Raw genomic sequence first — 25513 nt, forward strand, 5'->3', positions numbered from 1 at the left:
AGCTTTTACTCTAGGCCTCCCTTTAAACCGCGAACAAGTAAGCAGATGAAAAATAATAAGATCGTTTATCTCGCCGTTGCCACCGCACTCGGCTCGCTTTCCACCACCGCCCACAGCGCGGGTTTTCAGTTAGCAGAAACCTCAGCAACCGGCCTTGGTCGTGCCTTTGCCGGTGAAGCCGCAATGGCCGATAACGCCAGTGCGCAATTTCGCAACCCTGCCCTGCTCAGCTATTTGGCGGACACCCAGGTATCAGCGGGTGGCATCTACGTGAATCCCAACGTCGATATTGATGGACAAAACTCTTCAACTGGCCCCACATCAACCGATGATGTCGCTCATGATGCCGTGATCCCTAACTTTTACTTTTCGCATCAACTCGACGACCGCTTGACCGCGGGCATCGCGCTGGCCACCAACTTTGGCATGGAAACCGATTTAGGCAACGACTTTACCGGCACCCAGTTTGGTAACGAAGCGGCGGTCACCACTTTTGAAATCAACCCAAACCTTGCCTGGAAGGCCACCGACCAGTTGCGTATTGGCGCCGGTATCCGTTATGTGCTGGGGGAAGGCAGTATTGGGGCGAAAAGCAGTCGTAATGTAAATTTACCTATTAGTAAAAACACAACATTACTAGTTCCTGAACAAACCACTCTCAAATACATGGAAGGCGATGATCGTGCCTGGGGCTGGCAATTGGGTGCCGTGTACGACATCAATGACAAGCACCGTGTCGGTTTTAATTACCGTTCCGAAGTGAACCTCACGCTGGATGGGCATGCTGAGGGGTTAACCTACAATATAAACCCCAATGGCTCAGGCTCCCCCCTCAGCAATACACACTACGCGGGCAGTATGGATCTTACTCTCCCCGCCACCGCCGAGCTCTCGTCGTTACATCAGCTGACTGAGCAGTGGGCGATACACACCAGCCTTAACTGGACCGAGTGGAGCAGCTTTAACAAGTTAGAGGCAGACATTCCATCGCTGTCTAGTGACCCACAAATGGTCAAAGTCGAAAACTGGGAAGATAACTACCGCTTTGCGATCGGCACCACGTATCAGTGGGATCAACAGCTAACACTGCGCTCAGGCATTGCCTATGACACCTCGGCAGTCAGTGATCAAAACCGTACCTTGACCATCCCAGAAACCGATCGTACCTGGTTAAGCGTGGGTGCTGGCTATGAGATGACGCCACAGCTCACCCTAGACGCGGCCTTTACCTATGTCTTTGCCAAAGATGCATCGGTAAAAGAGCCGCGTGACGGGATCACGTCGGATAAAGGCGGTTCTGCATTCGGTGGTGACTTTGAGGGTGAGACCACCGGTAATGTGTGGTTAGTCGGCGTGCAGGCCAGCTATCGTTTTTAAGTGCTAGACCAATAAACGCTCGCCAGTCGATGCGAGTGATTAATCAAAAACACCACGGTGTCGCCGTGGTGTTTTTTTGATCACGCTTATCCTCAACGAGCTCACGTTAACTTACGGTGCAGCGTCGATATCATCGATAAAGTCATCGAGAAACTCATCATTCAAGGCCGGTTGTTGCTCTAACGCCTCATCCCCTTTGGCACGATAGCGACGATTTTGTAGATAAGCCTCACGCGCAAACGCATAAGGGTCTGGCGAGTTGTCCAGCTGTGATTCTTGCGATACCAAGGCCGCTCGTGATTCCATGCCATCAAACATCCACTTTAACGCCGACTGCGGCAAGGTCAGTAATGCCAGTGGCGGGTATAAGCCATCGACCACTTCGCCGGCGCCTTCTCTGACCGACGTGGGACCATAACCCGGCAGCATAATATAGGCGCCCGTACCGACATCATAGTGCCCCATCGCATCGCCAAACTCACGTTGGTCGTATTGCTGAATATCGGCTGCAGAGGCGATATCAATTAAGCCACCCAAGCCAAACAAGGTGTTAATCCAAAAGCGGTTAAAATGGGTGACCGCTTTTTCGCCTTCTAGCATCAGCACGCTATTTAAAAAACTGGCTGGCTCTTCTAGGTTACCCAAAAAATTGGAAATCCCGGTGCGCATTGGGCTCGGCACATAATCGACGTAGGCGATCGAAACCGGACGCGCAACATAGGGATCAAGGTAATCGTAATTTACCGTCCACATCGCACGGTTAAATCCTTCTAATGGATCATCGGGGTGCGGCTCGGCACCCGGTGGGCGTGACGCACACCCTGCGACAAGACCTAATATAAGCGCCATTAAACACAGACGTTTCCACATCAAATGGGATTCCTCTATAAAATGAAAGGCTGGGAATGCCCAGCCTTAGTAACAATCTGTCTATTTTGTCTTGGTTACTGCTGTTTGTCGATAACCAGTTCAACCCCTTTGCTTAAGGCCACCGGATCACTGACACCCACCCAGTCGCCTTGCTTAGTCGCGACATTGCCATCTCGGTCAATACGCGCTTTGATCACCACGCTATCAAGCGAGGAAAGTGCCTGCACCGGGTTCAAACTATCGCTATCAGCCAAGGCCAGTGAAACCGGAAACTTAGACAGTGGGAGACGCTTAGCGGCAATCGGCATCGCTGCCTCAGCCGATGCATGCGCGGAAATGATCAGCACGCCATCCTCGGGTAATTCAACCTGCTCCCCCAGTTTCACCGTGATCGCTATCTTGGCTCCTGCGGCACTGTTGAGGGCTAGCTGGGCACGGGCAATCGACTGATCAAGGGTTTGGTTACGCGGATCGTCTTTGCCAATCAAGGTTTTCATCGCATTCCAAGTCGCGATGGCATCTTGATAACGGCCTTGCTCGAACGCCTGGTAGGCCAGTAACGACATCGCCTGTAGATTAAAGGGATCGTCTTTCACTACAGATTTTAATAAATTCTGCGCCCGGGCACTGTCTGCCTCATCACCTGCAAACAGCAAGGCTTGCGCCAACCCCACTTGAATATCGGATTGTGAGGGTGCCAAGGCATAAGCTTTTTCCATCGCCCCTTTGGCGGTTTCGCCATCCCGATTGGCCAAGCCAATGCGTCCGAGCAACAACCAACCGGTACTGTCTTGCGGCTCGTGCTGCAAGCGGGTCCGCAACGCCAAGGTAAGATCTTGCATCTCTTGCTGAGTTAATGGCTTCTCGCCCTCGAGTAACCGCTTTGATAGCTCGGGCAACTGTTTGGCGGTTTGCTGCCACTGCGCGACCTGATTCGCACTCCCTTCGATGCCATATAACCCAAAACTCACTATCGCAAGCACAATAAGCCCCGGCACCCATTGCATTGGCGTTAAGCGCAAATGACGAGCCTGCTTGGCTTTTTCTTTTTCAGGGATATCGTCCAACAAGGATTGTTGCAAATCCTGCGTTAGGTCCTGCTCATTATCAATCAGCCCTTCGGCACCCTCAGACTGGATTTCTTCAACCCGGTCATAATAAAAGGCTTTGTTAAGTGCATCCCGGCTGGCTTGATGGTCGTGTTCGCTTTTTTGCCAAAGGGGCCAGAGAAACATCACCGCGCCAAGTACAAAAAACACCAAGGTGGCGCCCCAAAACTCAATCATTTTGGCTCCTTTTTCTGTTCGGTTGATCCATGCTCAGCGGATACTTTAGGCTCTGCGTCGGTCGTTTTTTCTGAGGCTAAGGTCGCTTTCTCTGAAGCTAATAACGCATCAAGCCGTTGTTGTTCTTCATCACTGAACGCCTCATTCAGCGTTTGCTTGGCTCGGCGACTGCGCACAACCATCAACCCAAGCCCCGTGAACATGACCAGTGCAGGCGCAAGCCATAAAACTATGGTGGAGGCAGTCAATGGCGGATTATAGGTCACAAAATTGCCATAGCGTGCAATCATAAAGCTGCGAATTTCATCGTCAGTACGCCCTTGCTGCAGCATTTGATGGACTTTTTGCCGTAAGTCTTGCGCCAATTCGGCATTGGAATCAGCAATGCTATTGTTCTGACACTTAGGACACCGTAATTCACTGGTGAGGGCGCGAAAACGCGCCTCTTGTTTGGCCGAATCAAACTGATAGACATCAATCGCATTGGCAAATGCTAAGGTCGCACCGGCCCACAATAGGACAATCATGATCACTTTTTTCACGATCCCTCCTCCTGCAATGCGTTAAATTTAGGCTTTAAGGTTTCTTGCCAATTACGTGCGTTAACATCCCCCACGTGCCGGTATTGAATGATACCGTTGGCATCGATCAAAAAGGTTTCTGGCGCGCCATATACCCCTAAATCAAGCCCTAGCATGCCATCGCCATCGTACAGACTGATCTGGTAAGGATTGCCAAGATTATTCAGCCATTTTACCGCTTTGCCGCGATCATCTTTGTAGTTGAGTCCAATGATTTTGACCCCTTGCGACGCCAGTTTATTGAGAAACTGATGCTCGGCATAACAGGTAGGGCACCAAGTCGCCCATACGTTTAACAGTAAAGGCTCACCATTAAAAATAGCCTGGTCATACACTTTGCCCGGCGTTTGCAAATCTTCGAGATGAAAAGCGGGCACCGGCTTGCCTACCAACACCGATTCAAGCTTGGTGGGATCGTCTCCTTGCGCATTTTTATCGAGCTGGGCGACAAAAAAGCCAGCGAGAGCAACAAAGGCGAGTAACGGGAGAAACCACAGTAACTTCTTCATCCTTTCGCCTCCGATGTCGCAGTTGATGAGATCGATTTACGACGAAAGCGGTAGCGCTTATCACTGATCGCTAACGCGCCGCCGAGTGCCATCACGATGGCACCAAACCAAATCCAACGGACAAAAGGTTTGTAATAAAGCCGCATCGCCCAAGCGCCATCCGGCAATTCTTCACCCATAGCAATGTAGAGATCTCGGGTTAAACCGCGATCGATGGTTGCTTCTGTCATCATCGAACTCTGAACCGAATAAAAACGCTTTTCTGCTTCTAAATGATTGATAAAGCGCTCGCCATGGTACACATCAAAGGATGCCACATAAGCTTGATAGTTCGGTCCTTGCTTTTCCGACAAGTCAGTAAAGTTAAAGGTATACCCTTGCAGCGTGACACTGCTTCCTGGCGCCATTTTAACGTCACGTTCAATATCATAATTTTCCACCATGGCTACACCGATGATGGTAATGGCTAAGCCAATGTGTCCCAACACCATCGCCCAGTGACTGCGCCCTAACTTTTTGATCCCGACACGGAATGGATGCCGATGCGTGGCGCGTAAATGTAGCTCATAGCCATGCAAGAAGGTAATCCACAACGCCATGGTGACCCCCATGGCCGCCATCGCTTTAAAGCTATCAGCCAATAAGGCAATGGACCCAATCCCCAAAGCGACCGCCGCGATCCCGCTTGCGAGCATGGGTTTGGCGAGAGTGGAAAGCTTATCGCGCTTCCAACGGATTAAGGGGCCAATCCCTAAGAAAAAGGCGAAAGGCAGCATTAGCCATGCGAACAAAAAGTTAAAGAAAGGTTCGCCAATAGAGACCGATCCTAACCCAATTTGTTTGTGCACCAAGGGAAGCAAGGTGCCGATTAAGACTATCACCAACGCGGTCATCAACAAGGTATTGTTAACCAACAAAGCGTTCTCGCGTGAAATGAGCGACACCTTGGTGTTCCCTCGAATTTCTGAGGCGCGCAACGCATAGAGCAACAATGAACCACCAATCACCACCACCAGGAAGCCAAGAATAAATAGCCCTCGCGCCGGATCGGACGCAAAAGAATGTACCGAGACCAAGACGCCTGAGCGCACTAGGAAAGTACCTAACAAGCTTAATGAGAATGCGGATATCGCCAATAATACGGTCCAGGCTTTAAAGGTGCCCCGTTTTTCGGTCACTGCCAGCGAGTGCATTAATGCCGTCCCAGCAAGCCACGGCATAAACGACGCGTTTTCGACCGGATCCCAAAACCACCAGCCTCCCCAGCCCAGTTCGTAATACGCCCACCAGGAGCCAAGTGCGATCCCAAGGGTAAGAAATAGCCAAGCGGCCGTAGTCCAAGGTCGTGACCAACGCGCCCAGGCGGTATCTAAGCGACCGGCCAACAATGAGCCAATCGCAAAAGCAAACGCAACCGAGAAGCCCACATAACCCATATACAAAATCGGTGGGTGGACAATAAGTCCTGGGTCTTGCAGCAATGGGTTTAAATCACGCCCGTCGACAGGAAAGTAAGGTAAGGTGCGATCAAAGGGATTGGACGTTAGAATAATAAAGAGTAAAAAGCCAACCGAAATCATCCCCATGACGGCTAAAACGCGCGCGACAGAGGACAGCGGCATGCCGCGACTAAACACAGCCACCGCTACCGTCCACAGTGCTTGCACCAACACCCAAAGTAATAATGAGCCCTCGTGAGCGCCCCATACCGCAGTGAGGCGATAGTACCAAGGCAGTGCACTGTTGGAGTTACTGGCGACGTAAGCTACCGTAAAGTCATTGGTGTAAAAGGCCCAACTCAAGGCGATAAAAGAAAACAGCAACATGGCAAACATGCCCACAGACAGTGGTCGTGCCATTTTCATCATGCCTTCATGCCCTTTACTCGCCCCATAGAGGGGATAAAAACTTAAAAGTAGCGCCAGCCCCAGGGCGAGGATTAACGCATAATGCCCGAGCTCAACAATCATAACTGACTACCTTGTTTTTGCTCCTCGGTATATTCAAGTGGCTGATGGTTTTTCTCCATCGCCTCCGCGATTTCTGGCGGCATATATTCTTCATCGTGCTTAGCCAGTACTTCACTCGCTTTCACCGTACGCGAATCAACAAGTACCCCTTGCGCGACAATGCCTTGTCCTTCTCGAAATAAGTCCGGCAAGATCCCCTCATAGGTCACAGTGACGGCAGGGCCTACATCGGCGACATCAAACTGAATTTGCAAAGACTCCTGATCGCGTTTCACCGAGCCTTCTACCACCATACCGCCGATACGAAGACGCTGACCGACTGTTGGCTTGGTCCCATCGGGTTTGCCTTGCACGATTTCAGTGGGGGTATAGAACAAGTCCATATTCTGATTCAAGGCGTAAACAACGAGCCCAATCGTGGTCGAGGCGCCAAGAACCAAAGCAAGGGTAATCCACAATCGTTTCTTACGTCGGGGCGTCATAAGGTGTTCTCCAGTGATTGAGCGTCTTTTATTCGCTGCTCTCGTGCGATTTGTTGTTTAACGGCTTGCAGGCGTTTGTTGTGAGTACGGTGATAACCGATAATCAGCGCAATCATCGCACCCGCGGTGATACCAAACGCACTCCACACATAGGCGGCATAGCCCCCCATGGATAAAAACGCACTGATACTATCAAAATGCATTAGTGGTCCTCCGCCAGCGCACGGACCCACGGTCGATGAGACTCGCGTAACAAAATTTGATTACGCAGCCCCATCAAGGTCAGGGCGATAAAAAAACAAGCGAAACCCAGCAGGCAAACCAATAGCGGCCATAGCATGCCAGGATCGATAGACGGCCGAGCGAACTTAGTGATGGTGGCGCCTTGATGTAAGGTGTTCCACCACTCTACCGAGAAGTGAATAATAGGAAGATTAATCACGCCGACCATGGCTAAAATACCGGCGGCTTGTGAGGCGGTACGCGCATCATCGAACGCGTTGTAAAGTGCCATCACACCGATATAAAGGAACAGCAAAATCAACTCAGACGTGAGTCGGGCATCCCAGACCCACCAGGCGCCCCACATCGGCTTACCCCAAATTGCGCCGGTCACCAACGCTATAAAGGTAAAAACGGCCCCGACAGGCGCAATGGCACCCACGGCCCAATCGGCCATTTTAATCTGCCAGACTCGACCGATAAAAGCGGCTATCGCCATCGACATATATGCACCCATCGACCAGATTGCGGCCGGCACGTGGATATAGATAATGCGAAAACTATCGCCTTGTTGATAATCTGCGGGCGCGAACGCCAGCCCCCATATATTTCCGATCATTAAGCTCAGCCCAGCCAGCACGGCAAACCAAGGGAGCAAAGTCCCACAGAGCCGATAACTCACTTCAGGTTTTGCGTAAGGGTGAAGCCACTTCCACATGACAATTGCTCTACTTCCTGATTAATAATTAATTCACGCTCACACGCAACGCGGCGGCGATAGCAAATGGCGCCAAGGTGACCGATCCCACCAACATGGCGCCAAGAATAGCCAGTTGCCCACTGATGTCTGCCCCTAATGCGGCCATATCAATCGCTGAGGTCGCAAAAATCAGTACAGGGATATAAAGAGGGAGGATCAATAGGCTCAACAAGACGCCGCCTTTACGTAACCCAACGGTTAGCGCCACGCCAATAGCGCCAACAAAACTCAGTGTTGGAGTCCCCAATAACAAGGTTAAGACCACCGCTTGGTAACTAGTGCTATCTAATGACAGCAACAACGCCAGTACCGGGCTCACAAGCAGCAAAGGCAACCCTGTTAACAACCAGTGTGCAATCACTTTGGCGATCACCAACACAGGTAAAGGGACAGGCATCAGCATCATCTGCTCTAATGAGCCGTCCAGATAATCGTCGCGAAAAAGCCGCTCTAAGGATAATAATGCAGAGAGCAAGGCCGCGACCCAGATCACACCAGGGGCAATTTTCTGCAATAATTGCGGGCCAGGCCCTACCCCTAATGGAAATAAGGTAATCACGATAATAAAAAACCATAATGGATTGAGGCTGTCAGCAGGCTGACGGAAGGCCACTTTTAGCTCTCGCCGAATGGTCAACCACATGGCTTGGATCATTGGGCCCCCAAACGAATACGACGCAGCAAAGGATGGTCGACAAACATATCTTGATGCGTGGTGAACAATACAATGCCACCTTGGTTGACATGCCGCTCGAACACAGCTTCAAGCACCTTCACGCCCTGTTTATCAATCGCAGTTAACGGTTCATCGAGAATCCACAATCGACGGTCGGTAAGCCACAAACGGGCCAATGCTACGCGTCGATTTTGACCCGCTGATAGTTGTCCAGCGGGAATATCTTCGCGCCCAGCCAGGCCGACTTTAGCCAAGGCTTGCCAAATCGCATCACTGTCATAGCTGCCATGCATTTGCATCGCATGAGAGAGATTCTCAAAGGCGGTTAGTTCGCGTTTCACCCCGGGGGTATGCCCTAAAAAGAGAAGATTACGATAAAACACGTCGCGCTGTTGGGTAATCGTCTGCTGCTGCCAACAGACCTCTCCGCTATCCGCTAAGCCTAGACCCGCGATAATACGTAATAGCGTGGTTTTGCCTGCCCCGTTTGGTCCCTCAACTTGAACAAGATCACCCGGAGACAGAGAGAATGTCAGCGCATCAAACAACACTCGATCATCACGAACACAGCACAGCTGTTTCACTTCCAACATGACAAATGTTGCATCCTGCTTTGTGTTACAAAAGTGGACGCATAGTATCACAATGGTCAAAATGACTGTTAGTTACCATAGGGTTGCAAAGTGTGACTCGCGTAAATAATTGTGAGAAACCATGAAGATTGGGCCAACGAATCCACAACAATGGGTGGAAAAACCAGCAGCGCTTGCAAGACCAATGACAGGTCAGATAGACAGTCGTGCACTGACGCAGGCGCAATTTACGTTGCTAACCGGTCAGTCCCAGGCATCCCTCTCCGGGGTGCTGGCTCAGTTACACCTATTGCCCGCGCTGACCGCCACTATCCAGCAACAGCCTGCCGCGACACAAACGCTGATACAATCGTTGCTGTCATTGTGGACGTTACCGAGTCGCTCACACGACCTGAACCCGGAGAAAATCGCCGAATGGCTGTCACAACGCCCCGCAGATAAATTAATGGCGACGTTACTGCGCCAATGGCTGACACCACAATCTGAAGGCGACGGTATGAAGGGCGCATTGCGATTAATGGCCGAACAACGGGTCGCTGAATCGGTTCGCCCGGGCGAGTGGCAATGGGTGCTGCCCTTTTCCGACCCCCAGCAACCCCCTATTCGGGTAAACGCGCGTCGATGCGGGGCTCAAGATTCATCGGAGTCGGCACCAAACCTAAGCTGGCAAATTCGACTTTATCTTCCCGTTGGCCGCCAATTTATTCGTGCGGATGTCGACGTCTCAGATGTCGAGAATAAAATAACGCTAACCGCCCCGACACACGCACTCCAGCAGCGAATTTATCAAACGATTGATTGGCTTAATGACCGACTCGCTCAGCAAGCCATTACGATGAAGATCGATGTTAGTGATAAAGTAGAAACCGTCACACCGAATACAGCCGAAGTGCCACCAGGGGCCGGCATTTCAGTGAGGGTATAATGATGAAAAGTGAGAAAGGTGGCAAAGGTAAGAAAGGTGAAAAACGTGCTATCGCGCTTGGATATGATGGTTATAACGCTCCGACGGTTCAAGCCAAAGCGTCTAACCAACTCGCGCATGAACTCATTGAAGCACTTAATGAACAAGGCTGCCTAATTCACGAAGATGCTCACCTGCTCGCGTGGTTAGAAAAGCTTGAAAAGGGGGATGAAATCCCGCCGATTCTTTACCAAGTGATAGCAGAGTTGATTGCTTATGCGTGGGTGTTGGAAGGAAAAACCCCACCAGGCTGGCACGAGCATAAGCCAATCAATACGCAGGTATAAAGACTAGCGTTGCTGATTGGCCGCTTGACGCTTACGTAAACTCAGTAAAAGCTCAGCCTCGGCTTTGGGGAGATCACATTCTTGCATCAGTTCATCGACATCGGCACCGAGGTCGACCATTTTGCTCGCACGGCTGTATAAGCGGCTACCTGAATCGTGCATCTCCAGCTCGACGTGCTTTTCCAGTAGATCGTCGACATTGGCAGATAAATCCGCCAACTTTTTACCCATACCCATACTACCGGCACGCAATTCATTAAACTGCTTAGCAAGACTGTCATGGCGTTGACGCGCACTTTTTAGCACGGTTTCCATCGCCTGCAACTTGTTCTCTAATCGCTCCCGAGCGCGCTTTTCCGCGCCCAAGCGCCACAAAGTGACGATGGCAAACACCACCGTCACCACAACCGGCAACCAAGTAAGCAGCAGCTCAACCATTACAGCATGGCCATTTCATTCCACTCTTCATCGGTCAATAACTTGTTGAGATCGACCAAGATAAGTAGTTCACCATTACGGTTGCTTACGCCTTGAATAAACTTGGCGCTTTCTTCTGTACCGACGCTCGGCGTGGTATCAATTTCTGATGTTTTCAGATATACCACTTCGGCCACGCTGTCGACCATAATGCCAATGACTTGGGTTTCTGCTTCAATAACAATCACACGCGTATTGTCTGTGACCTCGGCAGAGGCTAAACCAAAGCGAGAGCGTGTGTCGATCACTGTCACGACGTTACCACGCAGATTAATGATACCCAATACATAGTCAGGGGCGCCAGGGACCGGTGCAATTTCGGTATACCGTAATACCTCACGCACCTGCATTACGTTGATGCCGTAGGTCTCTTCTTCAAGCTGAAAAGTAACCCACTGCAATACTTCGTCATTGACGCCTTCTTTTTGAATTTCAGCTACCTGAGACATTAATTTTCCTCTTTACGCGCTGTGTAACTAGTTATTACGCCATCGCTTTGGCGTCAATCCCCTGATTTAACATAGCAATAAATGCTGGGACATGGATCAAAGCACACATTTTCTCTTTGACCATGCCCGCTAGCCAAGGCCTTTTTCCGGCTTGTTTTCGCCAGCGAATGGCTTTTCCACTGAGAGCTTGTGTGCCTAGGAGTTGATCACACGCCAACCCCCACTTACTGTCCCCCAGTATCACAATATAATTATAGTCGTCCCTGTGCTGATTATCTGCCAGTTTTTCTGGCATCACCCAACGAGCAGTATCAACGACATCAAGCTGCTGCTGCTTCTCTGTCTGCAATCCTAGATACCAATCTGGTCGTCCGATCAAACGATTACAGTCTCCGAGTTGATGAATACCACCTAATTCTGCAAGTGGCACGGCATAGGTAACGCCCATACTCTCAAAAAATAATACCTGAAACTCCGCTTCAGTTTCAGCATTTTCCCACTGTGTGGGAGGAATCTCTTCACCGGCTTGAGTGTCAACCTCGACGTCAACGTCCGCCTGTTGTGCTTGCTCCGTCCTGAACGCCTCATCAACACGCACTTCTTCTTGGTCGGACGTAGATACCGTTGCTTCGGACTCGACGGAGATATCTTCGTCGGTCTCGGTCTCGGTCTCGGTCTCGGTCTCGGCCTCGGTCTCGGTCTCGGTCTCGGTCTCGGTCTCGGTCTCGGTCTCGGTCTCGGTCTCGGTCTCGGTCTCGGTCTCGAATGCAGTCTCTACCTCAGGCACAGACTCGTCTACCGTAATCGCGTCTTTTTCTTGTAGGCCCCAATCAGCCATGGTGTAAGTGTCTACCACTGACTCAGACGCTTCTTCAACCAAGGGTTCTGTTGTTTCAGTCGCAGTGTCTTGGGCGCGTTCAGTCTCCGTTTGCGTTGAGGTTTCCGCTTGCGCGTCGACTTCAGCTTCTTCATCAATTCTAAGCTGAGCTAACAAACGCTCAACTTCTGCCAGATCGCGCTCTGGCTCGGCATACGCAACCGGATCGGGCTTCAGCGGTGCTGCACTAGGTTGTGGCTTGGGCTGCAAGCGCGGCTGTGTCGGATCATTATCCTCGATCAGTGAGGCAGACGACACCCGCGTCACGCCCAAATCGGGTGTGACGGATTGGGAATCGCTTTCCGAGCTGTCACCTAAGTCATCCAGTAGGGCTTCAAAATAGTCATCGAGCGCCTGACCACTGGAGAGGGTGTTATGCTTGTTCATCCTGTTCCAGTCGCTCCAAATAGGTTAATAGCGTTTTGTAAGCAAAGACACCGCGGCAGTTTTTGGCATAGAAAGACGCTGGCATATGTTTGAGGCTCGCATCTCGAAACTTGGTATCAATAGGAACGGCTGACGCCCACACTTGATCACTGTAGCGAATCTTTAACTCTTGCAATGTTTCTAACGAGGCGCGTGTTCGCTTGTCGTACATGGTAGGAATGATGGTGAGATTAAAGTTGGAGCTACGAGATTTTTGCATGATCTGTAACGTCCGCATCATTCGCTCCAGCCCTTTCATGGCCAAAAATTCAGTTTGTACAGGAATTAAAATTCGATGACTCGCCGCTAACGCATTAACCATCATCACACCTAGTATGGGCGGGCAATCAATTAATACATAGTCGTAGTCATCCGAGAGTGCGCTCAACGCCTTCTTTAGTACCAGCCCCATGCCACCACGGTTACCCATGACACGATCCAACGTTGCCAGTGACATATGAGCGGGGATCAAATCTATGTTTTCATACTGGGTCTTTAAAATAATCGGTTTGACCGTGTCTTTATTCACGGTCTGTAATTGGAATAAATCAAACAAACTTGCCGGAAGCTGCTCCGAATCAAAATTCAAATACGTCGATAGTGAGGCGTGCGGGTCGGTGTCCACCAGCAGGACACGTTTCTTACGCTCGCTAATCAATCCTGCTAATGTCACTGTGGTGGTTGTCTTACCAACACCGCCCTTTTGGTTGGCGATACTCCAGACTATCAAGCCCCACTCCTTATTTTAAATTCAACTCAACCAGTATGCGCTCGGCAATCCGGTCAAGTGGCAAGTCTTCCGATGAGATGCCCGCTTTGGCGACCGCTTGCGGCATGCCATAAACAACACAACTGTCTTCATCTTGCGCCCAGATCGTCGATCCCGCATTTTTGAGCATGCGTGCACCTTCTCGACCGTCCGCTCCCATGCCTGTTAGCACCATAGATAGGACTTTATCGCCATAGATTTTTGCCGCCGAGCCAAATGTCACATCCACACAGGGTTTGTAATTCATCCGCTCGCCGCCATCGAGAATTTTTAAACGTGCAGCACCCGGCCGACCATCTACCATCATTTGCATGCCACCAGGCGCAAGATAAGCATGACCCGGTTTGAGCATATCGCCATCTTTTGCCTCGGCCACGGTTACCTTACTCAGGCCATTTAAACGCTGAGCAAATGCGGCGGTAAATGTCGCTGGCATATGCTGAATTAAGATAATGGGCAGTGGAAAGTTCGCTGGCAGTTTAGTCAGTACCTTTTGTAGCGCAACCGGTCCCCCCGTTGAGGTACCAATTGCCATTAATTGATAGCGCTTACCCGAAGCGGCAAATTTTGCCGGCGCTTTTGCTGAAGACGCCGTACCCGCGGTGGGTCTAGACACCGGACGTGCAGGCGCTCGCACCCCACCCGTCGGTGGTACGGTTTGCTCAGAGCCGGAAGCAGGTGACGGACGTGTAGCGCGACGCATGACCGGGCGCTTACGCGCGATCTCAAGCACGCGCTGCTGGAGTAAGTTCGTTGCCTCATCTCGATTACGCGCGATATCCTCAAACTTTTTGGGAAGAAAATCGAGTGCACCTGCTTCGAGTGCATCTAACGTCGCTTTTGCGCCATCGTGTGTTAGCGATGAGAACATCAAGATAGGTGTTGGCGTTTGCGCCATGATTTGGCGCACCGCTGAAATCCCGTCTAACACCGGCATTTCGACATCCATAGTGATCACGTCTGGCTTAAGTTGCGCGGTTTTTTCAACCGCTTCTTTGCCATTCACCGCACTATCAATCACCTCCATTCTTGGATCAGCGTTGATTATTTCACTCACGCGGCGACGGAAGAAACTTGAATCATCTACCACCAATACTTTTACTGCCATGGGCGTCCTTTTCTCTCATTAACCTGCGTAATGTTTCAACAGGTTGGGCACATCCAGAATCAGGGCGATATGACCATCACTGGTGATGGTTGCACCCGCCATACCCGGTGTACCTTGCAGCAATTCATCAAGCGGTTTAATCACCACTTCCTCTTGCCCAAATAGGGTATCTACAACAAAGGCAATACGTTGGTGAGCAATTTGTACAATCACCACATGCCCTTTGGTTTTATCAATCTCCGTTGCACGTTTACACAACCAATCTTGCAAGAAGAAAATCGGGATCGCTTTATCTCGAACAATAAGCGTGAGCTGACCATCAACCGTGTTAGTTCGGGACATATCTAAACTGATGATCTCACTCACGTTGGACAGTGGGAAAGCAAACGGGTTGTCTCCCACACCAACCATGAGGGTTGGAAGAATCGCAAGGGTGAGCGGTACCTTGATTTCCAGCACTGTGCCTCGGCCCAGCTCAGAGTCGATATTGATCGAGCCATTCAGCTTAGTGATGCCCGTTTTAACTACATCCATCCCAACCCCACGGCCGGAAATGTCGGACACTTCTGTTTTGGTCGAAAAGCCTGGGGCAAAAATAAGATTATATGCCTCACTGTTGCTCAAGCGAGCGGCGGCTTCAGCATCCATCACCCCACGGTTAACCGCGATGCTTTTCAGCTTTTCTGCATCCATACCGCCACCATCATCGGCGATGGTCAGCAAGATATGATCCCCTTCCTGGGAGGCTTTTAAGGTAATGGTACCCACACGTGGTTTGCCTGCTTTTTCACGCTCATCAGGCATTTCAATGCCATGGTCAACCGAGTTACGCACCAAGTGGACCATAGGATCCGCCAAGGCTTCGACAAGGTTTTTGTCGAGATCGGTCTCTTCGCCCTGCATTTCCAAGACAATTTCTTTTTTCAAGCTGCGAGAAAGATCGCGGACAACACGAGGGAAACGACCAAAGACCTTTTTGATCGGTTGCATCCGCGTTTTCATCACCGCGCCTTGCAGGTCCGCCGTGACCACATCCAAGTTGGTAACCGCTTTGGCCATGCTCTCATCATTGCTGCTTTGACCCAGGCTGACGAGTCGATTGCGCACTAACACAAGCTCGCCGACCATATTCATAATGCCGTCGAGCGTGGAGGTATTCACCCGAACGGTCTGCTCTTGCTGTGGTGCTGCAGGCGGTTTTTTCTCAGGTGCTTTCTCTACAGCGGCAGGCGCTTTTGCTCCTGCCCCCGCACTTTTAGGTGCTGCTTCTTTGGCGGGTTCTGGCTTGCTCGCTTTTTTAGCCGGCGCAGGATCCGGTTTAGGCTCAGGCTTAGCGTCGACTTTATCTGCATCGGCTTTCGCTTTTTCAGCATCTGCCGCTGGCCCCTTACCTCTACCATGCAAATCATCTAGCAGCTTTTCGAATTCATCATCGTCAATAAAATCATCACCACCCGATGAGGCGGGTTGGCTCGGTGCTGAAGCACTGTTTTTAGCTGCATCATCGCCTGGCTGCGGTGCGGCTGGGCCTTTACCAGAGCCATGCAGATCGTCAAGTAACTTTTCGAATTCATCGTCGGTGATATCACCGCTATCCGCTTCGGTGCTTTCCACCACTTCTGGCTTAGCGGGCGATGATTCATTTGAAGATGTCGGTGCTTTGCCTTCGCCATGAAGCTGATCGAGCAATTTATCGAATTCATCTTCGGTAATTTCATCGACGGAATCACCGCTTATCGCACCTTCGTTTTGTGCCGGTGTCGCATCGTTTTGCGGCTCTGGTTCAGCAGTCGGTGCTGGCTCAGGTTCCGGCTCTGGCTCTGGCTCTGCGGGTACTTCCTCGTCTTCGCTTGCCGGTTTGGCATAACGGTGAAGCGCTTCCAACAGTGTGGGATCTGCGATAACAGGCTCTTCACGATTTTGCACGGCAGAAAATTGGTCATTAACGGTATCCAATGCCTGCAAAATGGTGTCCATCACGTCGGACGTCAACTCACGACCACGATTACGCAAATTATCAAAAACGTTTTCGGCACCATGGCAAGTGTCAACTAAGGCATTGAGGCCAAGAAAGCCTGCCCCACCTTTTACGGTATGGAACCCTCGGAAGATACTGTTCAATAAGTCTGCGTCATCAGGGGCACGCTCCAAATCGACCAATTGCTCAGACATTTGTTCGAGGATTTCCCCCGCTTCAATCAAAAAGTCCTGAAGGATTTCTTCATCCATCTCAAAGCTCATAGCGCACCTCTAAAAACCCAAACTCGATAATAAGTCGTCAACATCATCTTGGTTGTGAACCACGTCATCACGCTCTTCGGGATGAATCACAGGACCCTCAGGGGCTGATTTACTGGTGGTATCATCTGCTTGTGTTGCCGATGCTGCTTCGATTGCAGCGCTATCCATGCCAAACGCAGTCAGTATTTCAACCAGTTGCTGTTCCACTTCCTGCACTAATTCAATAACACGTCGAATTACCTGCCCCGTTAAGTCCTGAAAATCTTGTGCCATTAATATTTCAGTAAGGTGAGCATGCAGTTCTGTTGCCCCCCCCTCAACCTGAGTCAATAGACCCTCAATGCTGTGACACAATGGCTTAAACTCATCCAAAGCAATGTCGCCCCGCATCAAGCTGTTCCAATTAGGCCGTACCGCTTGCAGATTGTCTTGCAAATCACTGGCAATCGGCATGGTACGCTCGACCGCGTCCATGGTTTTGTTTGCCGCTAATTCGGTTTTCTGCATCACATACGTAAGCCGATCGCGAGCATCAGGTATATCGACATTCGCCAAATCACTTACTCTGGGATCCAAGCGAAAGTCAGTAATAGAATCATGTAATTGGCGGGTCAACTTACCCACTTCATTAAACAGCGGGTCACGTGCTTCTTTCGCTATCTCAGTCAGAAGCGTGTTAGCGTTATCTTGCTCTCCACTCTCAAGATACGCGACCAATTGTTTCGCTTGGTCCAGGTTGATCATGACGGTTCCTTTTAACTGTGCGCGTTACTGATTACATGCGCTCGAAGATCTTATCGAGCTTCTCTTTCAACGTTGCGGCAGTAAAAGGTTTTACAATATAACCGTTCACGCCAGCTTGCGCGGCTTCTACAATCTGCTCGCGTTTCGCTTCGGCGGTGATCATCAATATAGGAAGGTGCTTAAGTTCATCGTCTTTGCGGATCTCTTTAAGCAGGTCAATCCCTTGCATGCCCGGCATATTCCAATCGGTCACGACAAAATCAATACCGCCTTTTTTAAGGATTGGCAGCGCGGTTAAGCCGTCATCTGCTTCAACGGTATTGTTGAAACCCAAGTCACGAAGAAGATTCTTTACGATACGGCGCATTGTTGAAAAATCATCAACAACGAGAATTTTCATGTTTTTATCCAAGGTTGCCTCCGGTGAGGTCTCGTTTTATTGTCGAAACAGTTACTCACTATGCCAAGCGGTTAGCTTGGCTCTCAAACGTTGCGTAGCCTGACTTTGAATCTGACAGACCCGGGATTCGCTGACCCCTATCACAGCGCCTATCTCTTTAAGGTTTAATTCCTCATCATAATAGAGAGATAGAACCAGTGCCTCTCTTTCAGGAAGACTTTTGATCGCGCCCGCTAATGCGGCCTTGAAACTATCTTCCGCAACGCCCTGAAAGGGAGTGTTGTCGTTACGGTGACTCTCCGTTGTGAATGCATCTTCAGAGACACCTAGATCATCCATACCGATTAAACGCCCACAGCTTACGTCGTTAAGCGCCTGATGGTATTGATCCAAACTCATATCGAGCTTTTCTGCCACCTCCACATCAGTTGGGTCTCGCCCTAAGGTTTTCTCTAACGATGCAATGCCATCACTGATCGTTCGACTCGCCTTGTGGACAGACCGTGGAACCCAATCACCGCGGCGCATATCATCCAGCATAGCACCGCGAATACGAATACCAGCATAAGTTTCAAAACTTGCGCCCTTTGACGGGTCATAATTTTGCTGCGCCTCAAGAAGACCCACCATGCCAGCTTGGATTAAATCTTCTACTTGAACGCTCGGTGGTAAGCGCCCCATCAAATGATGCGCGATGCGCTTAACCAAACTCGAATAACGCTCAAGTACCGCTTGGCGATCTACCCCTACGCGGCTATACGTGAGCGCTTTATTCACGAACTAACTCTCCTGCGTCATCATTTTTGATCAGCAATCGCTCAACGAAAAACTCCAGATGGCCTCCCGGATTACGTGGTACCGGCCATGTCAGCGCTTTATTTGCGAGCGCATTCATGGCTAATGATGCGGGGGAGCGAGGAAATGCGTCAATGACAACTTTTTGTTTTCTCACGGCTTGCCTCACCCTTTCGTCCACGGGAATACATGCTACTAATTCTAGATTAGCATTGAGAAAACGTTCAGTGACTCGCGTTAATTTTGTGAACAAGTCTCGCCCTTCACGGTAGCTTCTGACCATATTTGCGACAACTTTGAAGCGCGTCACCCCGTGTTCTCGGCTTAATAGTTTAATCAACGCATACGCATCAGTAATCGACGTGGGCTCATCACAGACCACAATGACGACATCTTGTGCCGCGCGCGAGAAGCTCAATACCATATCAGAAATACCCGCCGCCGTATCCACTAAGAGTACATCAACCTCTTCTTCGAGTGTACCAAAAGCACGAATTAAACCAGCATGTTGGGCGGGTGTCAGCTCTGTCATGCCTTGAAGGCCAGACGAAGCGGGGACGATTTTCATACCATGCGGCCCTTCCAGAATAATATCTTTGAGGTCACAGGCACCTTGGAGAACATGCGATAGGTTTTTACCCGCCCGCAATCCAAGTAATACGTCTACATTGGCGAGGCCAAGGTCGGCGTCAAGCACCATCACTTTTTTGCCCTGACGAGCCATGGACGCGGCCATCCCTAACGTAACGTTAGTTTTTCCTACGCCACCTTTCCCCCCGGTTACGGTAATAACCTTGGTACGTGACGGATTGGTTAAACGGCGAAGGCCGCTTGCTTGATCTTGCATGGTTGTCTCAATCATAAAAGTCCGCCCCATTCGACTCTGGGACATCGCTGCTCCAGAAGTGATTGTGCTGATCCGTGCCTGACTCCAACATTTCACTGGCTTTTACCACCAGAAATTGTCCCGTGGCTTGGCGGATATCTTCCGGCACACGTTGCCCATCGGCCAAGTAGGCCACAGGCAAGGCATTTTCGATGGTGACACACAATAATTCACCGAGGCTGAGCGACTCATCTAGCTTGGTCAGTACACATCCCGATAAAGGGATACGGCGAAAGTGTTCGATGGTTTCTTGCAATACGCGGCGCTGCGATGTCGCAGGCAACACCAGCAAGCTACGGATATGTGAGCCACTGTTTTGCATCAGGGTATCCAGTTGCTCCGACAACCGAAGATCACGCTGTCCCATTCCAGCGGTATCTAGCAATATCAAGCGTCTATGACGCAGTTGATAGAGGATATCGGCAAGCTCATCCGCATCTTTAGCGACTTTAACGGGACAGCCAAGGATTCGCCCATACGTGGCGAGTTGCTCATGGGCACCGATACGGAAGGTGTCCGTGGTGACTAAGGCAATATCCTCAGGGCCAAATTCCATCGCGGCGCGCGCAGCTAACTTAGCAATGGTGGTCGTTTTCCCCACTCCTGTAGGACCAAGCAAGGCAATCACGCCCCCGGTTTCTAGCATGTTCTCATCAACCGTAATCACTTGATCAGCCACCAAATCTAACAGCGCTTGCCACGCCTCATTCGGCGGCGTTTCTTCTGGGATATAACACGCCAGTTGATCGGCCAGTTCAGAGGATAGCCCCATCCGCTCTAAGCGTTTGATTAGCATCGCTCTTAATGGCTCTCGACGTTCCACCTCTTGCCACATCAACCCCGATAACTGGTGTTCAAGTAAGCTTCGAATCGAGGCCATTTCTTGACGCATGGCATCAATTTCTTTATCCGAGGCTTGCGATTGCCGTCCTTCAAACCGGGACGGATCGAGCTGCGGTTTAGCGGGCGATGAACGGGGCGCTGGTGATGCATCTTGCCAACCTGAGCGACCATTGCTCTTTAACTGGCGACGAGGCTCATAGCCACGACCCAGTGCCGACTGACGCGCGTCAGTTGGAGGTTGGGGGCGCGAACCGTGACCTGATTGCTTTTGCTGACGCTGTAGCAAGGCAGTGAGCGAGTCAGCTTCGGTTTCGGGTTCAGTTGGCTGTGATTGTTCCCGATACTCATCAAGCATCGCAGAAAAGCGAGGCGGTCGCTTGCTTTGCCCATTTTGACGCGCGTGGCTTTGCTGACGCTGGCGCAATTGAACTTGATCATCAGCCAATTGCCGATGTGCCTGTGAATAGGCGTTTGCCGACTGCTGCTGCGCCTTAGGAGCAGGCTTATCCGGCATCGGCTCAGTGTCTGCATCCACAGCCGCGACAATCTCTACGCCACCTGTCACTTTTTTGTTAGACATGATAACGGCATCCGCGCCCAGCTCTTCTTTCACTTGGCTCAGCGCAGCTCTCATATCTTTTGCAAAAAAACGTTTTATTTTCAAAGCACGGCCCTACTCATAAACGAGGTTAATTGTTGCCAACCGCATTAACGATACGAATTTGTTTTTCGTCCGGTACTTCCTGGTAAGACAACACACGTAACGTCGGAATCGTATTCTTGACAAATTTTGCGAGCGTGGCTCTCAACACACCCGATGTCAGCAATACCGCAGGCTCACCTTGTAGTTCTTGCTGCTGAGTTGCTTCAGCCAGTGAAGACTGTAACCGCTCAGCAAGACCAGGTTCTATGCCTGTTGACTCCCCACCGGACGCCTGCATTGTTTTATGCAACATCTGTTCCAGTTCAGGAACAAGGGTGATAACCGGTAGCTCAGGCGCGCTGCCATTGATTTCTTGGACAATCAAGCGACGCAGAGCAATCCGCACTGCTGCCGTTAGGATGTCGGGATCTTGACTCTTTCCTGTGTACTCCGCCATGGTCTGCACAATGGTGCGGATATCACGGATAGGAATCGCTTCACTGAGCAAGTTCTGGAGCACTTTGACTAACACGCTCAGTGGGATCTGATCGGGAATAAGCCCTTCCACCAAACGAGGAACTTGTTTACCCAGCATATCTATCAAGTTCTGCGCTTCTTCATGGCCGAGTAGTCGCTCGGCATTATTGGTGAGCATTTGGCTCAGGTGTGTCGCCAGTACCGTTGCTGAATCAACCACTGTGTAGCCTAAGGCTTGCGCGTGCTCGCGCTGGCTCGGCTCTATCCAGACGGCCTCTAAGCCAAACGCCGGGTCTTGAGTCGGTTCACCGTCAATGGGTCCGAACACTTGGCCTGGATTAATTGCTAATTCATGTTGGGGGTGTACCTCTGCTTCACCGACCGCGACGCCCATTAACGTAATGCGGTAGTTATGCGGTGGTAACTCTAGGTTATCGCGAATGTGTACGGGCGGGATTAAAAAGCCAAAGTCTTGCGAGAGTTTTTTACGCACCCCTTTCACTCGATCTAACAATTCGCCCCCTTGGTCTCGGTCGACCATAGCGATGAGCCGATAGCCCACTTCGAGGCCAATGACATCAACCGGTTGAACATCATCCCAGGACAGCTCTTTTGGTGCCGGAGGGGCTGCATCAGGGACATCAGACTGCTCTGGCGCTTGTTGTGCTTTTTGATACTGCTGGTATTTCCAATATGCCAGCCCACCACAAGCCAACGCCAAAAATAGAAAAGGCAGGTGTGGCATACCAGGCACCACGCCCATGATCGTCAGAATACCGGTGGCAATCATGAGGGCACGTGGATTATCAAACAGCTGGAACACCACCTGCTGTCCCATATCCTCATCGGTATTTTGACGCGTCACCATAATGGCGGCACCAATGGATAACAGCAATGAAGGGATTTGCGCGACAAGACCGTCACCAATGGTGAGCAAGGTATACACTTCTATCGCGTCTGAAAATCCTAAATCATGTTGGCCCATACCGATAGACAGCCCACCAACAATGTTGATGAAAAGAATCAAGATCCCGGCAATCGCATCGCCTTTAACAAATTTGGACGCACCATCCATCGAGCCATAGAAGTCAGCCTCTTGCGTCACTTCTTGGCGCCGAGCACGCGCTTGCTCTTGATCGATTAACCCTGCGTTCAAGTCGGCATCAATGGCCATTTGCTTACCGGGCAACGCATCCAAGGTAAAACGCGCCGTGACCTCGGAAATCCGGCCTGCGCCTTTGGTGACAACCATAAAGTTAATGATCATCAAAATCAGGAAGACGACCAAACCGACAGCGTAGTTGCCACCAATCACGACTGACCCAAATGCACCAATGACCTGACCGGCTGCATCGGGGCCCTCGTGACCATAAAGCAAAACCACCCGGGTAGAGGCAACATTAAGTGCTAGTCTCATCAAGGTTGCAATTAACAACACCGCGGGGAAGGCAGCAAATTCAAGAGGGCGGCGGGTATAAATAGTGACCAGCAATACAATCAACGACAAGGCAATGTTGAAAGAAAACATTAAGTCGAGCAGCATCGGCGGTACAGGCAGCACCACCATCGCTAAGGTGGCCAATACCAGTACCGGTGCGCCGATCGCCGGCATCGCACCCAAGCGGTGGTAAGGTACCTTGTCAGAAAATGGCAATCGCCACTTGGCTTTTAACATGTCAGGCGTTTAAGTCCATGATTGGTGAACGTGGGCCAGTTGCCACGCGGAAATAAAACGAGAGTGCAAGGCAAGCAATTTTTACGCCAGAAAAAGCGGATAATGTGTCAGCTTTTTGGCGCGTCTACCAGCCAAAAAACACCGACAAGCAACTCGATAGCGGGACTTCGTTCACGCGTACGATGACACCATGGTTAATCGTGTTTCAAATCGGTAGGGATGGGTAAGTAGGTATCATCTGGGCGCGTGGGCCGCCGGCCTCGGCCTTTTTTGTATTGCTTGAGCTGGAAGACATACGCTAACACCTGAGCAACGGCAGTAAACAAACCGTCTGGGATCTGCTGCTCTAGCTCGGTACTGAAATACAGCGCGCGTGCTAGCGGTGGTGCAGGTACAATGGCAACATCATATTCTGCTGCAATTTCACGAATCTTCAGTGCGGTAAAATCAGAGCCTTTGGCTATCACAACCGGCGCACTATCCATGTCGCTGTTGTAGCGTAACGCCACCGAATAGTGCTCAGGGTTAGTGACCACAACATCAGCTTGAGGCACATCGGCCATCATCCGACGTTGCGCCATTTCCCGTTGCAGCATGCGAATACGCCCTTTAACTTCAGGGCTACCTTCGGTCTCTTTGTGCTCATCTTTGACCTCTTGTTTAGTCATTTTCAGCTGCTCATTGTGTTGCCAAATTTGGAATGGCACATCAATCACCACCACCACCAACAGTGAACAACAGACCAACAACACAAAGTCCAATAAAATATTTAACGCGTGATAAAGATTGCTGGGGAAGGTATCGATCGTCAGCTCAAAAAACTCTTCTAAGTTGATATAGACCAAATAGGTCGCAACGCCGGCGACGAGTAAGACTTTCAACACTGACTTCAACAGCTCGACGAGCCCTTGGGTACCAAACATACGCTTGAAGCCAGAAATCGGGCTCATTTTTGATAATTTGGGCCGCGCGGCTTCCCAAGAGAAGCTGACACCTCCCAAACCTGCTGCGCCGACGAGGCCGGAGATAAATAACACCACAAGGATCAAGCCTAAGGGCAATATTAGATGCAGTAGCTCACCAACGACCACCAGCATCAGCTCTGAGCTATCGAAGATTTCAGCACGCGAAAGTGAAAACAAGCGCGTCATCAGCGCCATTAACGCTTCGCCCAACGCTTGTCCAAACCACATTAAACTGACGGCACCCACCACCAGAACAGCCACTGACGCTAATTCTCTTGAGCGCGGTACTTGGCCCTTTTCCCGCGCCTGCTCCTGCCTTCGGGGTGTGGCGTCTTCTGTTCTTTCCTGACCGTCACTTTCTGCCATTAGTTAAACTCGCAATTCAGCCGGATAAGGGAGCAAATTTGATTGAGCCCGGTTTGCCAATGGTTGTTGTAGTGCGTCAACATACCGGACAGTAAGTACCAACTGATCAACAACCCCATCAACAATGCAAATGCAAAGCCAAGTGAGAAAATATTAAGTTGTGGCGCCGCTCGGGTCATCACACCAAAAGACAAATTGACCACTAACAAAGCAATGACACCCGCCAGCGACATACTCAATGCGACCTCGAACATGATCCCAAACCATGCTGCGAGGCTGCGATAATCTGCGGCCCCTATCATCTCGCCAATGGGGAGCGTCTCAAAGCTCATTACCACTAGGTTAAGCATTTTCAAGTGGCCATCGGTGGAAAGAAATAACATAACGGCCAAGAAGAGATAAAACTGACCCAATAGTGGCGTGTTTTGACCGTTGGCTGGATCCACCATTGACGCAAAACCCAAACTTGATTGCATCCCTAAGATCTGGCCGAGGATGACGAAGGTTTGGGTAATGAACTGCGTGACTAGCCCCATCGCAACGCCAATCACGACTTGCTGCGCGAGCACCATAAATCCGGCAAATGACACTAACTCGATGTCCTCTGGCACCGCAGGAAGTGCAGGCATGACCGCAAAGGTAATCGCAAGAGAAAGGTATAAACGGATCCGGGTAGGCACGAAACGGGCACCAAAAAACGTCATCGCCATCATCATCGATGAGATGCGTGTAAACGGCCAAAAGTAGTTAGCCATCCAAGATAAAATCACCGAGGCCGGATATTCCATATGCCTT

At 50.6% G+C, this 25513-nt stretch carries 27 protein-coding genes; 3 read left to right on the forward strand and 24 right to left on the reverse strand.

Translation table 11 applies throughout. From position 1 onward, the window contains the following. Positions 1–45: 45 nt before the first annotated feature. On the forward strand, positions 46–1377 hold the full coding sequence (locus BZG80_RS01205; protein WP_077678584.1) for an outer membrane protein transport protein: 1332 nt from the start codon (positions 46–48) through the stop codon (positions 1375–1377). A gap of 111 nt (positions 1378–1488) precedes the next feature. On the opposite strand, the gene BZG80_RS01210 is transcribed toward BZG80_RS01205, so the two are convergent. From BZG80_RS01210 to ccmA, 10 genes are all read right to left on the reverse strand, one after another. Further along, positions 1489–2247 (reverse strand): MlaA family lipoprotein, encoded by a 759-nt coding sequence (locus BZG80_RS01210; RefSeq protein ID WP_021023094.1) that lies wholly within the window; start codon positions 2245–2247, stop codon positions 1489–1491. A 74-nt stretch (positions 2248–2321) separates the two neighbouring features. After that, the gene (ccmI, locus tag BZG80_RS01215; protein WP_077678585.1) at positions 2322–3533 is read right to left on the reverse strand and encodes a c-type cytochrome biogenesis protein CcmI; all 1212 of its coding nucleotides are present in this window, start codon (positions 3531–3533) and stop codon (positions 2322–2324) included. Continuing rightward, a complete protein-coding gene (locus tag BZG80_RS01220; RefSeq protein WP_077576588.1) occupies positions 3530–4075 on the reverse strand; it encodes a cytochrome c-type biogenesis protein in 546 nt (181 codons plus the stop codon). Before BZG80_RS01220 ends, ccmI begins: the two co-directional genes overlap by 4 nt. Beyond that, the gene (locus BZG80_RS01225) at positions 4072–4623 is read right to left on the reverse strand and encodes a DsbE family thiol:disulfide interchange protein (protein WP_021023091.1); all 552 of its coding nucleotides are present in this window, start codon (positions 4621–4623) and stop codon (positions 4072–4074) included. Before BZG80_RS01225 ends, BZG80_RS01220 begins: the two co-directional genes overlap by 4 nt. Further along, positions 4620–6593 carry a heme lyase CcmF/NrfE family subunit gene (locus BZG80_RS01230; RefSeq protein ID WP_077669129.1) on the reverse strand — a complete coding sequence of 658 codons (1974 nt, stop codon included), beginning with the start codon at positions 6591–6593 and terminating at the stop codon, positions 4620–4622. The genes BZG80_RS01225 and BZG80_RS01230 overlap by 4 nt, the downstream gene beginning before the upstream one ends. After that, the gene (ccmE, locus tag BZG80_RS01235) at positions 6590–7075 is read right to left on the reverse strand and encodes a cytochrome c maturation protein CcmE (RefSeq protein ID WP_021023089.1); all 486 of its coding nucleotides are present in this window, start codon (positions 7073–7075) and stop codon (positions 6590–6592) included. The genes BZG80_RS01230 and ccmE overlap by 4 nt, the downstream gene beginning before the upstream one ends. Further along, the gene (gene ccmD, locus BZG80_RS01240; RefSeq protein WP_021023088.1) at positions 7072–7278 is read right to left on the reverse strand and encodes a heme exporter protein CcmD; all 207 of its coding nucleotides are present in this window, start codon (positions 7276–7278) and stop codon (positions 7072–7074) included. Before ccmD ends, ccmE begins: the two co-directional genes overlap by 4 nt. After that, positions 7278–8015 (reverse strand): heme ABC transporter permease, encoded by a 738-nt coding sequence (locus BZG80_RS01245; protein WP_077460321.1) that lies wholly within the window; start codon positions 8013–8015, stop codon positions 7278–7280. The genes ccmD and BZG80_RS01245 overlap by 1 nt, the downstream gene beginning before the upstream one ends. A 28-nt stretch (positions 8016–8043) precedes the next feature. Beyond that, complete coding sequence (gene ccmB / locus BZG80_RS01250) at positions 8044–8712, reverse strand: heme exporter protein CcmB (protein ID WP_077460320.1); 669 nt, start codon at positions 8710–8712, stop codon at positions 8044–8046. Further along, positions 8709–9326: a cytochrome c biogenesis heme-transporting ATPase CcmA gene (ccmA, locus tag BZG80_RS01255; protein ID WP_021023085.1), complete on the reverse strand. Its 618-nt coding sequence runs from the start codon at positions 9324–9326 to the stop codon at positions 8709–8711. The genes ccmB and ccmA overlap by 4 nt, the downstream gene beginning before the upstream one ends. Before the next feature lie 121 nt (positions 9327–9447). On the opposite strand from ccmA, the gene BZG80_RS01260 reads away from it, so the two are divergent. Both BZG80_RS01260 and BZG80_RS01265 read left to right on the forward strand, forming a co-directional pair. Then, a complete protein-coding gene (locus BZG80_RS01260) occupies positions 9448–10251 on the forward strand; it encodes a hypothetical protein (RefSeq protein WP_077678586.1) in 804 nt (267 codons plus the stop codon). Then, positions 10251–10577: an EscU/YscU/HrcU family type III secretion system export apparatus switch protein gene (locus BZG80_RS01265; RefSeq protein ID WP_021023083.1), complete on the forward strand. Its 327-nt coding sequence runs from the start codon at positions 10251–10253 to the stop codon at positions 10575–10577. The genes BZG80_RS01260 and BZG80_RS01265 overlap by 1 nt, the downstream gene beginning before the upstream one ends. Positions 10578–10580: 3 nt before the next feature. Here the strand turns inward: BZG80_RS01265 and BZG80_RS01270 are convergent, their stop codons facing one another. The 14 genes from BZG80_RS01270 to fliR form a co-directional block, all read right to left on the reverse strand. Further along, positions 10581–11015 carry a DUF2802 domain-containing protein gene (locus BZG80_RS01270; RefSeq protein ID WP_021023082.1) on the reverse strand — a complete coding sequence of 145 codons (435 nt, stop codon included), beginning with the start codon at positions 11013–11015 and terminating at the stop codon, positions 10581–10583. Continuing rightward, positions 11015–11503 (reverse strand): chemotaxis protein CheW, encoded by a 489-nt coding sequence (locus BZG80_RS01275; RefSeq protein ID WP_021023081.1) that lies wholly within the window; start codon positions 11501–11503, stop codon positions 11015–11017. The genes BZG80_RS01270 and BZG80_RS01275 overlap by 1 nt, the downstream gene beginning before the upstream one ends. Positions 11504–11537: 34 nt before the next feature. Continuing rightward, positions 11538–12767, reverse strand: coding sequence for a chemotaxis protein CheW (locus BZG80_RS01280; RefSeq protein ID WP_077678587.1), 1230 nt, complete (start codon positions 12765–12767; stop codon positions 11538–11540). After that, entirely contained in the window at positions 12754–13536 is a 783-nt protein-coding gene (locus BZG80_RS01285; protein WP_077460316.1) for a ParA family protein, read from the reverse strand. Before BZG80_RS01285 ends, BZG80_RS01280 begins: the two co-directional genes overlap by 14 nt. A 10-nt stretch (positions 13537–13546) precedes the next feature. Next, a complete protein-coding gene (locus BZG80_RS01290) occupies positions 13547–14683 on the reverse strand; it encodes a protein-glutamate methylesterase/protein-glutamine glutaminase (protein ID WP_021023078.1) in 1137 nt (378 codons plus the stop codon). An 18-nt stretch (positions 14684–14701) separates the two neighbouring features. After that, the gene (locus BZG80_RS01295) at positions 14702–16924 is read right to left on the reverse strand and encodes a chemotaxis protein CheA (protein ID WP_077678588.1); all 2223 of its coding nucleotides are present in this window, start codon (positions 16922–16924) and stop codon (positions 14702–14704) included. A 9-nt stretch (positions 16925–16933) separates the two neighbouring features. Beyond that, positions 16934–17668, reverse strand: coding sequence for a protein phosphatase CheZ (locus BZG80_RS01300; RefSeq protein WP_021023076.1), 735 nt, complete (start codon positions 17666–17668; stop codon positions 16934–16936). Positions 17669–17699: 31 nt separating this feature from the next. Continuing rightward, positions 17700–18068 (reverse strand): chemotaxis response regulator CheY, encoded by a 369-nt coding sequence (cheY, locus tag BZG80_RS01305; RefSeq protein ID WP_037353866.1) that lies wholly within the window; start codon positions 18066–18068, stop codon positions 17700–17702. Between the two features lie 51 nt (positions 18069–18119). Continuing rightward, on the reverse strand, positions 18120–18845 hold the full coding sequence (locus BZG80_RS01310; RefSeq protein ID WP_021023074.1) for an RNA polymerase sigma factor FliA: 726 nt from the start codon (positions 18843–18845) through the stop codon (positions 18120–18122). Further along, positions 18838–19725 carry a MinD/ParA family protein gene (locus BZG80_RS01315; protein WP_021023073.1) on the reverse strand — a complete coding sequence of 296 codons (888 nt, stop codon included), beginning with the start codon at positions 19723–19725 and terminating at the stop codon, positions 18838–18840. Before BZG80_RS01315 ends, BZG80_RS01310 begins: the two co-directional genes overlap by 8 nt. Continuing rightward, entirely contained in the window at positions 19718–21256 is a 1539-nt protein-coding gene (gene flhF, locus BZG80_RS01320) for a flagellar biosynthesis protein FlhF (RefSeq protein ID WP_077669120.1), read from the reverse strand. Before flhF ends, BZG80_RS01315 begins: the two co-directional genes overlap by 8 nt. 25 nt (positions 21257–21281) lie before the next feature. Continuing rightward, on the reverse strand, positions 21282–23387 hold the full coding sequence (gene flhA / locus BZG80_RS01325) for a flagellar biosynthesis protein FlhA (RefSeq protein WP_021023071.1): 2106 nt from the start codon (positions 23385–23387) through the stop codon (positions 21282–21284). A gap of 194 nt (positions 23388–23581) precedes the next feature. Next, positions 23582–24718: a flagellar biosynthesis protein FlhB gene (gene flhB, locus BZG80_RS01330; RefSeq protein ID WP_077576583.1), complete on the reverse strand. Its 1137-nt coding sequence runs from the start codon at positions 24716–24718 to the stop codon at positions 23582–23584. Continuing rightward, the gene (fliR, locus tag BZG80_RS01335) at positions 24718–25506 is read right to left on the reverse strand and encodes a flagellar biosynthetic protein FliR (protein WP_077576582.1); all 789 of its coding nucleotides are present in this window, start codon (positions 25504–25506) and stop codon (positions 24718–24720) included. Before fliR ends, flhB begins: the two co-directional genes overlap by 1 nt. Between the last annotated feature and the right edge of the window lie 7 nt (positions 25507–25513).

The sequence above is a fragment of the Salinivibrio sp. MA440 genome (assembly GCF_001996265.1).
GTDB classification, from domain to species: Bacteria; Pseudomonadota; Gammaproteobacteria; order Enterobacterales; family Vibrionaceae; genus Salinivibrio; species Salinivibrio costicola.